Source organism: Pseudomonas guariconensis, assembly GCF_015680235.1.
Taxonomy (GTDB): Bacteria; Pseudomonadota; Gammaproteobacteria; order Pseudomonadales; family Pseudomonadaceae; genus Aquipseudomonas; species Aquipseudomonas guariconensis_A.
The window spans coordinates 142,059-154,285 of record NZ_JADLJL010000002.1; the positions used below are offsets into that span (position 1 = coordinate 142,059).

Here is a 12,227-nt window from a genome sequence, read left to right on the forward strand (position 1 = left end):
ATGTTGTCTTTTCGCAGTACCCCGTCCGTCACGGTTGCCGATAACCGCGGCCTGGCTGTACGCACTATCGCTTATTGCCGTAGGCCAGATGAGCTGCAAGCGACGGATGAGCGAATCACCCATCACCAACACGACGCCCGAGGCGTCCTGGCACGCAGTGCCGACCCCCGGCTGGCCGCTGCTGGCCGGGCAAACTTCACCTATCTGTCGGACCTCGCCGGGACGGCCTTGCGCACCCGCAGCGTCGATGCGGGCACCTCGATAACCCTCAGGGATGCCGCCGGGCGCCCTTTCATGGAGGTGGTCCAGGTTGCTACCGACGAAGAGGGTAACGACGACCTGAGCCAGGCGATTACCCGTACCTGGCAGTACGAGGCCCCGGCCCAGGCCGGCCGACCGTTGAGCGTGACGGAGCAGGTGGCCGACAGCGAGATGCGGATTGCCGAGCGGTTCGTCTGGGCACAGGTTACGCAACAGGCACGGGACCATAATCTGCTCGGGCAGGTGACCCGCCGTTACGACCCGGCGGGTCTGGTGCAGGCGAACAGCTTTACCCTGACGGGTGTGCCGATCTCAACGACCCGGCAGTTGCTCAAGGATGCCGACCATCCTGATATCGCCGCCGATTGGCAGGGCGAAGAGGCAGCGGAATGGGACACCCGTCTGGCCCGCGAGACCTATACGACCCAGACCACGGCAGACGCCACGGGCGTGATGCTGACGACCCTGGATGCCGCAGGCAACCTGCAACGGGTGGCCTATGATGTGGCCGGCCAGCTCAGTGGCAGCTGGCTGACGATCGCGGGCAAGGCCGAGCAGGCCATCGTCCGGTCCGTAAGTTATTCCGCCGCCGGGCAGAAGCTGCGCGAGGTGCATGGCAACGGTGTGGTGACCACCTACACCTACGAGCCCGACACCCAGCGCCTGTCGTCGATCAAGACCGAGCGCCAGGGCACTGGCGCGAAGGTGCTGCAGGACCTGCGCTATGCCTACGACCCAGTGGGCAATGTGCTGAAGATCCGCAACGACGCCGAGGCCACCCGCTTTTGGCGCAACCAGAAAGTGGTGCCGGAAAACACCTACAGCTACGACAGCCTCTACCAACTGGCCAGTGCCACGGGCCGCGAAATGGCCAACGCCGGCCAACCAGGCCGCAACCTCCACGTCACCCTCTTCGACAGCGCCACCTACACCCAATACACCCGCACGTACCACTACGACACCGCAGGCAACCTGCTCCAGATCCGCCACAGCGCCCCCGCCACGAACAACGGCTACACCACCGATATCACCGTCAGCGACCGCAGCAATCGCGCCGTGTTGAGCTCGATGACGAAGGCCCCGTCGGCTGTCGAGGCGCTGTTCACTCCGGGCGGGCAGCAGGCCGTGCTGTTGCCGGGGCAACCACTGACCTGGACTTCGAGAGCCGAGCTCGAGCAGGTTGTGTCGGTGAAGCGCGAAGGTGCTACGGACGACCGCGAAAGCTACCGCTATGACAGCCATAGTCAACGCGTGCTGAAAGCCAGCACCCAGCAAACGGCTCAAAGCACCCAGGCCCAGCGGGTGATCTACCTGCCAGGGCTGGAGCTGCGCATCCACACCAATGGCGACACGCTCACCCAAGACCTGCAGGTGATGACGGTCGGGGAGGCCGGTCGTGCGCAAGTGCGGGTACTGCACTGGCAGGCAGGAAAACCCGACGACCTACCGAACGACCAACTGCGCTACAGCTACGACAACCTGCTGGGCAGCAGCGCGCTGGAGGTCGATGGCACCGGCAACCTGATCAGCCAGGAAGAGTACTACCCCTTTGGCGGCACGGCGGTATGGGTTGCGCGTAATGAAATCGAGGCGAGCTACAAGATCGTGCGCTATTCAGGCAAAGAGCGCGATGCCACGGGGCTGTATTACTACGGCTATCGCTATTACCAGCCTTGGGCGGGGCGCTGGTTGAGCGCGGATCCGGCCGGTACGGTGGACGGGTTGAATCTGTTCAAGATGGTGGGCAATAACCCATCGACTCTTATAGATGAGCGCGGCTTGACGAAGAAGAACACGAACCGGCGGCCCGATCATGGTCAACAACGCGCAACGCCGCAGCAGGCTGTGCAACAGCCCGCCACTACGAATTTCAGACTTCCCTGGCGCTACGCCTTGGATTACCAGAAGTCTCTGCCAACACCTCACACTGCCAAAACGTTGTATCACATAGAGCAAAGAACGGACACGGTACGCCCCACCTCGCTTGAGCTAGGCCAGCCAGGCCAGTCGCGCTTCAGAAACGCAACAAGTACCGCTGGCAAGCAACCCGATCTTCAGGTCCCCCCTGTCGTTGTCATGCGTAATGGTACCGACGTGTCGATACCCAGCGACCCCGTCACTGCGGGCGGACTACTGTCCAGGTTCGCCAAAACCGCAATGAACTCGCTGATACCTGGATCTCGGCCGATGCGGCCCGAGGAAGTGCCGAACCGTCATGGGCTCGCGTTGCAGATTGACTCCAATAGCGCACTTGAAACGTTCACGTCCGCCGTAGCCATGGTCAATAATAATTTGGCGAGTAACGATGCCAACGATATTTCCCCGACCAAGCGCGAACAATACGTTCAACTCACGCAAGCAGTTCAGAACGGTGAAATCAGTAATGCAACAGCGTTCCTCTCGTCGAGTTTTGGTTGGGTATTCGATCACAATTCTCCCACCGAGGATCGTGTGATAGGGGCGCTTTTCAATTTCGGCGGGGCAATGGTCGCCGCTGGCCAGCAAGCGGCTGAAATGAGGAACGGCAAGGCATTGCGCTCCACGTGATAACAGGCGCTGACCTATGGGCCCGCGTTCAGGCCAACGCATATCTATATGGTCATGCGGGCCCCTCGTAGTGATTTTTCCGGGCCGCGCATTTTAGTCCGCTCGGACGTAGTACTCGATGGTCGCGATTTCTATGGTCTCCCCACCGGCGGCATCCCGCCCCCACGGAGACCATCATGGCCATCGATCCCACCGAGCAGGTATGCAGCGGCGCAACCTGGAACCAGTTCTGCGAGCAGTTAAGGCGCAGCGGCGAGCAAATTATGCGCGCCGAGGCGCCTGCCGATGCGCAAACCCGCGCCGAAGGCTTTCGCTACCTCACGCGCCTGCTGCGCATCGCCCTGGAGATGCACTTGGAGTTCGCCGACCCGGACTTCCCAGGCTTCATCACCCCCTCCCATGAAACCGCCAAGATCGGCGCCGACAACCCCGATAACCTGTACCGCTATGCCCGCCTGAACGGTGCCCAGCGCTACCGGGTCAGCGGCCAGCGCGGCAGCGTCGCCTATTTGAGTTTCGGCACCCAGAAAGGCGGCTACGAAACCAACGGCAAGATGATCCAGACCGGCTTCATCGATGCCAACCAGTTGCAGCTGGACGCAGGCGGCAACTTCGCGATCATCCTCAGCCAACACCCACAGGCCACCGGCAATTGGTTGCGCCTGGAGCCGGAAAGCAACGCCCTGATCGTGCGCCAGACGTTCCTGGACCGCGCCACCGAGCAACCGGCTCAGCTGCGTATCGAGCGCCTGGATGGCGACCAGGTTCCCCCGCCACTTGACCCGGCCTTCCTGCAGCAAGGCCTGCAACGTGCCGCCTCGTTCGTCGAGAACACCGCGCGCCTGTTCGCCGACTGGGCCCAGGGCTACCAAGCCCATGCCAACCAGCTGCCGCCGGCCGACCAGCCGCTGTGCCAGTCGGTAGGGGGCGACCCGAACATCTTCTACTACCACTCCTACTGGGCCCTGGCCGACGACGAAGCCTTACTGATCGAGGTGGAGCAAGTGCCTGAGTGCGATTTCTGGAACCTGCAGATCAATAACTACTGGATGGAGTCGCTGGACTACCGCTACCACCGCATCTGCCTGAACAAGCATTCGGCGCAACTGGACGCCAACGGCGGCCTGCGCATGGTGCTCAGCGCCCGGGACCCGGGCCTTGCGAATTGGCTGCAAACCGCCGGCCACCCCCACGGCACCCTGTGCCTGCGCTGGGTTGGCGCGAAAACCCCGGTACACCCCACTACCCGCGTCGTGAAGCTGCTCGCGCTGAAGGAGCTTGCCTGATGATCAATGAGTTCGCCCCCGAACGGCTGATGGCCGAAGCCAGTGCCCGTGCCGCAGGCCTGCAGGACTTCGGCCCGGGCAACTTCCGCGAAGGCCTGGCGGTGCTGGCCGAGGCGCTGGAGCATGAGGCTCGGTTGTCCGTGGCCGGGCGCGCGATGCTGCGCGAAAAGCTGCTGGCGCAACTGGTCAACCGCCTGGTGGTGGAGGACCATTGCACGCGCTACCCGCAGATCCTCGAACAGCCCATCGAGGCCCCGTTGGTGATCGTCGGCCTGCCACGCACCGGCACCACCTTGTTGCAACGTACCCTGGCGGTCGACCCGCAGTTCAGCAAAGCCTTGTGGTGGGAGACACGCTACCCGGCGCCCCTGCCCGGCGAGGACCCCGCCTGCCCCGAGGCACGCATCCTGAAGGCGCGTGCCGAAGTCGCATCGATGGTCGAGTTCCTGCCGCAATTGCTGGCCATCCACCCGCTGGACGCCGAGCAGGCCGATGAAGAGTTCATGCTGATGGAGCACAGCTTCCTTTGTGCCATGGACTCCTATGTCAACGTGCCCAGCTACACCGCCTGGCTCGACCGCCAGGACCAGAGCCAGGTCTACCAGTACCTCAAGCGCTGCCTGCAGTTCCTGCAGTGGCAGCAGGGGCTGCGGGGTGTCGCCCCAGGCCGGCGCTGGCTGCTCAAGAGCCCGCAGCATCTGCATACCCTGGAGCTCCTGTTCAAGGTATTCCCGGGCGCCCAGGTCATCCTCACCCACCGCGAGCCGGCCAGCACCATCCCATCGCTGGCCAGCTTCATCCATACCCTGTGGCAACTGTACAGCGATCATGCCGACGCCGAGGCCGTGGGTGAGCAGTGGAACCGCCGCATGGCGCGCGCCATGCGCCATGCCATGGCCGTGCGGGAAACCCTGCCCGAAGGGCGGGTACTGGATATCCATTTCGAGGACACCGTGGGCCAGCCGTTGGCTGTGGTCGAGCGCATCTACCAGTTCGCCGGCCTGCAGCTGAGCGCCACGGCACGTGACGCGATCGTTCGCTGGCTGGCCGACAATGGCCGCGACAAGCGCGCCAGCCACCAGTACAGCCCCGAACGCTTTGGCCTGAGCGAGGCCATCCTGCAGCGCGACTATGCCGAGTACCGTTCCCGTCACCTGCGGGCCAACGCCTGACACCACAACAACAAGAAGGAAAACCACCATGCTATTGAAAGACAAGGTCGTGATGATCTCCGGGATAGGCCCGGGCCTGGGTATCAAGCTGGCCCTGGAGGCTGCGCACCAAGGCGCTCGCGCCCTGGCCATCTGCGCCCGCAGCGCCGAGCGGCTGGAGCAGGCGCGTACCCGCATTCTCGCCCTGGGCCATGAATGCCAGGTGCTGTGCGTGCCGACCGATATCACCGACACCACTGCCTGTGCGCATTTCGCCAAGGCCACCTTGGAGGCATTCGGACGCATCGACGCGCTGGTCAACAGTGCGTTCTCCCACGGCGGCTTCCAGGCCGTGGACGAGGCCGACAATGCGCCACTGCGCGAGGCCCTGGAGGTCAACCTGCTGGGGTCGCTGAACATGTCGCGGGCGGTGTTGCCGGCCATGCGCGAACAGGGCGAGGGCGCCATTGTCATGATCAACACCCTGGGCGTGCGCAAGCCCTACCAGGGCGGCGCGGCCTATTCGGCGTCCAAGGCTGCGCTCACCGCCAGCGTGCGCTACCTGGCCAGCGAACAGGCGGTGCACGGCATCCGCGTCAATGCCCTGGCTTGTGGCTGGATGTGGGGCGAGCCGGTGCAGGCAGTGGTACGCCAGAGCGCCGAAGCCCGGGGCATCAGCGAGGCGCAGGCCAAGGCCGAATTCAGCGCCAGCATCCCTGGCGGGCGCATGCGCACCGACGACGAGTGTGCCCGTGCAGCGCTGTTTCTGGCATCGGATTACGCCAGCGCGATCAACGGTGCGCAGCTCGATGCCAATGGCGGCGAACTGATGAGCTGAGGGCACCGCCATGATCGATCATTGTGCTTTCAATGGCGACGCCGATGGCCTGTGCGCCCTGCAGCAACTGCGCCTGGCCGGCGAGCTCGACCCGGCGGTGCGCCTGGTCAGCGGGGTCAAGCGCGACATCACGCTGCTGCGACGGGTGCAGGCAGGGCCCGGCGAACGGGTGACCGTGCTCGACATCGCCCACGAACAAAATCGCGAAGACGTCCAGCGCCTGCTCGCCGATGGCGTCCAGGTGCGCTATTTCGACCATCACTTCCCAGGCGAACTGCCCGAGCACCCGGCCTTCGAGGCGCATATCGATACCGCCGCGCACGTGTGCACCAGCTTGCTGGTCGATGCCTGGTTGCAGGGTAGGGCGCACCGTTGGGCGGTGGTCGCGGCCTTTGGCGATGGCATGCCGGGGCCGGCCAGGGCACTGGCCGAGCGCCATGGGTTGCTCGAGGCGGATGTAGCGGCCCTGGCGGAGTTGGGCCAGTTGCTCAACTACAACGCCTATGGCGACAGCCTGGCCGACCTGCATTTCGAACCGCTGGCCCTGGCCGAGCAACTGCGGCCCTATGCCGACCCGTTGGACTTCATGCGCGATAGCGAGACTTTCGCGGTGCTGCGCGCGGGGTACGCAGCCGACATGGCCGCCGCCGAGGGGTTGACGCCCTGGCGCGAGGGGGCGGGCATGCGCCTGTTCCGTCTGCCGGCGCAGGCGTGGGCCCGTCGGGTCAGCGGCGTGCTGGCCAACAGCCTTGCCGCGGCCGCGCCAGGGCGCGCGCTGGGGTTGTTGAGTGCCAAGCCCGATGGTGACTGGATGTTCAGCCTGCGGGTGCCGGAGGGTGCGGTATGGTCTGCCGATGCATTTTGCAGGCAATTCCCCAGTGGCGGTGGACGCGTTCGTGCGGCTGGCATCAATCGGCTGGGCGTGGAGCAACTGCCTGAGCTTGCGGATCGGTTGGTGGCTTGTTACCCCGGTTGAGCCAAACCCAGGGCATGAAGCCCTTGAGACAAGAACGCCCCGGGCCGACCAGCCTGGGGCGTTCTTGTTTCAGGTTGGAAATTGCCGGGGCCCCTTTCGCAGCTGTAAGCGGCCTTGCGCCGCGAAAGGGCTGCAACGCAGCCCCACGATCCCCAGGCAAAAGAAAACCCCGGCCTTTCGGGCCGGGGGTTTAGGCTGGAGAGGTTTAGCGCGTACCCAGCTTGCGCAGGTTGCCTGGGGTGAATTCGTCAGGCCCGAAGTTGCTAGCGTTGAGCTTGGCCGGCTTCTGGTCGTCGAGCAAGCGGTCGACCATGTACGACCCAGCGATCAGATCGTGATACAGCCCCAGGCGCGCATGGAAGCGCTGGATGTCATAGGCATACACCGAAGTCTGCATGTTGGTGCGCCACAGCTGCCCACGGGAATCGTAGTTGTCCGCCAGGGTCGCGGCCCAGCTGTCCTCGTCGATGTAGAACGTACGCTTGGCATAGATATGCCGGGCGCTCGGCTTGAGGGTCGCCTGCAGCACCCAGACACGGTGCTTCTCGTAGCGCATCAGGTCCGGGTTGATGTGGCCGGCGGCATTGATGATGTCGGCCTGGGTCACGTCCGGGCTGTCGATCTTGTAGTTGTTGTAGGGGATGTAGACTTCTTTCTTGCCGACGATCTTCCAGTCGTAGCGGTCGGTCGCACCGTTGAACAGGCGGTCTTCGTCATAGACACGGAAACCACCGGCCCCAGTCGGGGAGTCATAGCCAACCGTCGGTGCTCGGCGCACACGGCGCTGGCCAGGGGTGTATTGCCAGGCCTGGCGCGGCTGGGCGGCCGCGCTGATGAACTCATGGCCGACTACGATCTCGCCTTTCTTGCGCACCGGCTCCAGCGTCGTGAGCAGGAAGTCGGTGAATACGCCATTGGTGCTCTGCGCGTTCTGCTTGGGGTCCGACCACAGCGAATAGATCTTGTAGTTGACCTTCTCCAGCACGCGGTTGTTGTCGGCGTATACCACCACCTGGTTGTAGTTGGCCTCCTCGGTGACCGCACGGGCCTGCATGGTGTGGTTGAGGATCAGCTCGTTGCCGTTCTTTGGCACCGGGAACGGCGAGGCGCCGAAGGCATCCAGGGCATCGTTGCCGTCACTGCTGAGCTTGGCGGTCTGGGCGTTGCGGGCGATGGCTGCCTCGGTCTGCGGGTCGACGCGGAAATCCCGGTGGCTGGGGTAGACCGGCATCTTGAAGGAATTCGGGTATCGCTTGAACAGCGCCTTCTGGCCGTCGGTGAGGTTGGTGGCGTACTGCTCCATGTTCTGCGCGGTGATGACGAACAGCGGTTTTTCGTCGGCATACGGGTCCGAGTAGGGCGTGCCGGGGCCGGCGAACTTCACCTGGGGCGGCGTGCCGCGCCATTTTCCGGTCCAGGCCGGGATGCTGCCGTCGGCATTGCCGGCGCGCTCGGCACCCATCGGGGTCAGGTCCGGGCCCAGGGTCGTGGCGTCAGTGCCACTGACATTGGCCTGCAAAGCCAGGCTGCTGCCGAACAAGGCGATCGCGAGCGTGGTACGCAACCAGGGGTGCTTGAGATCAGACATTTCGGTGATCCTCCGTCAGGGCTTTTAGAAGCGGTACTTGAAGTTGAGCGCGATGTTGTCGCGGTCGGCCCAGGGCGAATTGTTGGCGTTGCCCAGGTACGCGCTGTACAGCGCCTCGACCGTGAAGTTGCCGAGGTAGCGCCAGGTGGTGCCGATGCTGGCACGGTCGTCGCCCTGGCCGTAGTTGATCGAGCCGGTCAAGGCGCTGTCGTGCTGGGCGGCGGTGCTGAAGTTGATCGGCACCGACATGTCCCAGCCACTGAACACGTCGTTGTAGTCAAGGTTGACCTGCACCGTGTAGCCCCAGGCGTCACGGTCGCCCACCAGCGAATCGGTGCCGGGCAGGGAGAAGCCGGGCGCCAGGGTCAGCGGGTCGGAGGTGTCGTTGTCGAGCACGGTGTTGTAGATCAGTTCGCCGGTCAGGGTGGTGTTGTCGGCGAAGGCGCTGGGGCCGAACACATGGATCGCCGAAACCTGCGCCTGCAAGGTCTTGGCCCTGACGGCGCTGGAGAAGCCGTTGTCGACCATCACCGGCTGGCCGTCGCGGTAGCTCACTTCACCGGCCAGGCTGGTGTCGCCCAGCACGGTGGCGAAGCTTGCGCCGTACAGGTCGATGTTGTCGAAGTATCGGGCGCGGTAGAAGCCCAGGTCGCTCTGGAAGTCCAGGGTTGGGGTCTTGTCGTGGTAGCGCACGTAGTACAGGCCGAACTCGGTGTTGTTCAGCGAGGCCGCGCTATAGCGCAGCGCCAGGCCATACTGGCCGCTGTCGCTGGGCTCGTCGTCCTTCAGGCGCTTGACGAAGCCGCTGGCATCGCTGTAACCACCGCGGTCGATGTAGTCGGTGGTGGAGAAGTAGCTGCCCACGCCGAACAGGTCGGTCTTCTCCCACTTGTACTGATAGTAGGCTTCTACATCCAGCTCGTCGGTGAGGCTCAACTGGCCGAAAACCTGGCCCACCGGCAGCAGCACTTCCTTGACCTCGACGCCCGGGGTGGTCGCCTTGGTCGCGTCCACCGGGCTCTGGGCCCCGGAGACGCCGGGGTAGAACAGGCTTTCACCCCAGCTCACCACCTGGTCGCCCACGCGCAGGTTCAGGTTGTGCCCGGCCATGTCCCAGGTGCCGTAGGCATAGGCATCGAGCAGGCGCAGGTCGTCGCGGTGTTGGTCGATGGTGTCCTTGGAGAAGCGGTCGGGGCGGCTGCATACGCCACTGGCGAAGCAGTTGGAGGTACCGGTGTCGTTGTCGTTGCCACGGTCATAGACGCGGTCATAGAAACCCGATGCCCGCATGAACAGGCCGTAGTTCTCGCGCCAGTGCAGGTTGGCTTCGGTGAGGAAGCCCACCCGGTCGGTGATCAGGCTGCCCCGGTCGAATGCGTTGTCGCCATCGTTGCCGTCGGCGTTGGCCACCAGCTTGTGATCGCGCTTCTCGGTGCGCCAGGCAAGGCTGTAGCTCAGGGTCGTGTCCCAATCAACGCTCAGGTCGTCGCTGGGCTGGAAGGACAAGGCACTGGCCTGCTGGCTGAGGCCGCCGGCCAACAGCAACAGGGAAAGACGCACGTACGTGTTAACAGGGTGGGGGGCGATTGTTGTTTTTATCATTGTCGTCCTCATGCGCGGGCATTGCCTGCCCGACCGACGTTCCGGTTTTGGGAGGTGGAGCAGGGCCGACTATGGGACGCAGCCTTGGCAGCAACATCGTCCAAGTGGACTACGCGTAGCAGCCCGTGACCCGGTAGTCCCATTGGACGATGCCGGGTCACAGGGGGCGCCGGACAATCCTTCAGGCGCCCCGGCCGCCTTCTTCGGCGTGGGCCGTGGTTCTGTCTGCCCCGAGGAGGTCCGCATGATCAGGTGGGACGAATGTTGCGATGTGCTGGTGATCGGGTCGGGGGCCGGCGGCATGACCGCAGCCCTGCGTGCCCATGACCTGGGCCTCGATACGCTGGTGATCGAGAAGAGCGAGCAGTACGGCGGCACCTCGGCCGTGTCCGGCGGCGGTATCTGGATCCCCGACAACCACCGCATTCGCGCGCTGGGAGGCGAAGACAGCCGGGCCGAGGCGGTGGCCTACCTCAAGGCGGTGACCCACGGCGAGCTCGACGATGGGCGTATCGAGGCCTATGTCGAGCATGCCAGGGCCATGGTCGAATACCTCGAACGCGACACCCGCGTGCGCTTCGAAGCCCAGGCCCAGTACACCGACTATTACCCCCACATGCCCGGCGGCAAGCCCGGCTATCGCTCCATGGACCCGCTGCCCTTCGACGCCGCGGCCCTGGGCGAGGAATTCCTGCGCATGCGCGCGCCATCGCCTGGCACCTTGATGATGGGCCGCATGGCCATGACCATGAAGGAAGCCCGGGTGCTGCTGTGCCGCGGCAAGGGCTGGCTGGGCCTGACCGCCAAGGTGCTGTGGCGCTACTGGCGTGACCGCGAGGGGCGCAAGCTGTCGCGGCGTGACCGCTTCCTGACCCTGGGCAATGCCCTGGTCGGTGCGCTGCGTTGCTCCTTGCTCGACCGTGGCGTGCCGCTGTGGCTGAACTGCCAGCTCGAGCGACTGCTGATCGTCGGTGAACGCATCGGCGGTGCCCGCGTGTTGCGTGACGGGCAATGGCTGAACATCAAGGCGCGCCACGGCGTGATCATCGCGGCCGGTGGGTTCGAGCGTAACCAGGCGATGCGTACGCAGCACCACCCGCAACCTTCACAGGCCCAGTGGAGCGCGACCCCGCCGTGCAACACCGGCGATGGCATCCGTGCTGCCCAGGCCGTGGGCGCCAGTACGGCGCTGATGGCACACAGTTGGTGGGCACCCACGGTGCAGGTGCCGGGCGAGGAAAAACAGCGTGCGCTATTCATCGAGCGCAACCTGCCCGGTTGCATCCTGGTCGACTCTGCGGGCGAGCGTTTCGTCAACGAAGGCGCGCCCTACAGCGACATCGTCTACGCCATGTACCGGCACAACCGCGAAGGCGCCACCAGCGTGCCGTGCTGGCTGGTGTTCGATGCCGACTACCGGCGCAAATACCCCTGCGGGCCGTTGCTGCCAGGCTATGCCCAGCCCGACTGGCGCTTGCCCGAACACCTGCGCAAGGTGCTGCACAAGGCCGACGACCTCGGCGCCCTGGCGGCGCTGATCGGGGTCGACGGCGCGGGCCTTGGCCGCACCGTGGCGCGCTTCAACGCCATGGCGGTATGCGGGCGTGACGATGACTTCGGCAAGGGCGAGTCGCTGTTCGACCGCTACTACGGCGACCCCGGCGTGCAACCCAACCCGTGCCTGGCCCCGCTGCACAAGGCGCCGTTCTATGCGGTGCGGGTGGATGCCGGCGACATCGGCACCAAGGGCGGCCTGCTCACCAACGCTCATGCCCAGGTGCTGCACCAGGACGGTAAGCCGATCCAGGGCCTGTATGCCATCGGCAACAGCGCCGCCTCGATGATGGGCCGGACCTACCCCGGTGCCGGCGCCACCCTGGGCCCTGCCATGACCTTTGGTTACCTGGCGGCCGAGCATATCCGCGCCGACAGCCAACAACGCCAAGGTCCGTCGACCTTGGCCCTCACCGGGAGGTAA

At 64.8% G+C, this 12,227-nt stretch carries 8 protein-coding genes; 6 read left to right on the plus strand and 2 right to left on the minus strand.

Annotation, left to right across the window (positions count from 1 at the left end; genetic code table 11):
* From IRZ56_RS02805 to IRZ56_RS02825, 5 genes are all read left to right on the plus strand, one after another.
* Nucleotides 1–2,808 (plus strand): RHS repeat domain-containing protein, encoded by a 2,808-nt coding sequence (locus IRZ56_RS02805; protein WP_196143513.1) that lies wholly within the window; start codon nt 1–3, stop codon nt 2,806–2,808.
* A 176-nt stretch (nt 2,809–2,984) separates the two neighbouring features.
* Nucleotides 2,985–4,094, plus strand: a complete 1,110-nt coding sequence (locus tag IRZ56_RS02810; protein ID WP_196143514.1) for a DUF1214 domain-containing protein — start codon at nt 2,985–2,987, stop codon at nt 4,092–4,094.
* Entirely contained in the window at nt 4,094–5,266 is a 1,173-nt protein-coding gene (locus tag IRZ56_RS02815) for a sulfotransferase family protein (protein ID WP_196143515.1), read from the plus strand. The genes IRZ56_RS02810 and IRZ56_RS02815 overlap by 1 nt, the downstream gene beginning before the upstream one ends.
* Before the next feature lie 28 nt (nt 5,267–5,294).
* A complete protein-coding gene (locus tag IRZ56_RS02820; RefSeq protein ID WP_196143516.1) occupies nt 5,295–6,083 on the plus strand; it encodes an SDR family oxidoreductase in 789 nt (262 codons plus the stop codon).
* 10 nt (nt 6,084–6,093) lie between these two features.
* On the plus strand, nt 6,094–7,059 hold the full coding sequence (locus IRZ56_RS02825) for an acetyltransferase (RefSeq protein WP_196143517.1): 966 nt from the start codon (nt 6,094–6,096) through the stop codon (nt 7,057–7,059).
* A 205-nt stretch (nt 7,060–7,264) separates the two neighbouring features.
* Here IRZ56_RS02825 and IRZ56_RS02830 read toward each other — a convergent pair whose 3' ends face one another.
* A complete protein-coding gene (locus IRZ56_RS02830; RefSeq protein ID WP_196143518.1) occupies nt 7,265–8,647 on the minus strand; it encodes a DUF1329 domain-containing protein in 1,383 nt (460 codons plus the stop codon).
* A gap of 24 nt (nt 8,648–8,671) precedes the next feature.
* Nucleotides 8,672–10,207 carry a DUF1302 domain-containing protein gene (locus IRZ56_RS02835; protein WP_328305035.1) on the minus strand — a complete coding sequence of 512 codons (1,536 nt, stop codon included), beginning with the start codon at nt 10,205–10,207 and terminating at the stop codon, nt 8,672–8,674.
* A gap of 286 nt (nt 10,208–10,493) precedes the next feature.
* Between IRZ56_RS02835 and IRZ56_RS02840 the strand changes: the two genes are divergently transcribed.
* Nucleotides 10,494–12,227: an FAD-dependent oxidoreductase gene (locus IRZ56_RS02840; protein ID WP_196143520.1), complete on the plus strand. Its 1,734-nt coding sequence runs from the start codon at nt 10,494–10,496 to the stop codon at nt 12,225–12,227.

Coding starts and splice junctions, on each gene's coding strand:
- IRZ56_RS02820 (WP_196143516.1), top strand. CDS start 5,295: ATGCTATTGAAAGACAAGGTCGTGATGATCTCCGGGATAGGCCCGGGC.
- IRZ56_RS02840 (WP_196143520.1), top strand. CDS start 10,494: ATGATCAGGTGGGACGAATGTTGCGATGTGCTGGTGATCGGGTCGGGG.
- IRZ56_RS02810 (WP_196143514.1), top strand. CDS start 2,985: ATGGCCATCGATCCCACCGAGCAGGTATGCAGCGGCGCAACCTGGAAC.
- IRZ56_RS02825 (WP_196143517.1), top strand. CDS start 6,094: ATGATCGATCATTGTGCTTTCAATGGCGACGCCGATGGCCTGTGCGCC.
- IRZ56_RS02815 (WP_196143515.1), top strand. CDS start 4,094: ATGATCAATGAGTTCGCCCCCGAACGGCTGATGGCCGAAGCCAGTGCC.
- IRZ56_RS02830 (WP_196143518.1), bottom strand. CDS start 8,647: ATGTCTGATCTCAAGCACCCCTGGTTGCGTACCACGCTCGCGATCGCC.
- IRZ56_RS02805 (WP_196143513.1), top strand. CDS start 1: ATGTTGTCTTTTCGCAGTACCCCGTCCGTCACGGTTGCCGATAACCGC.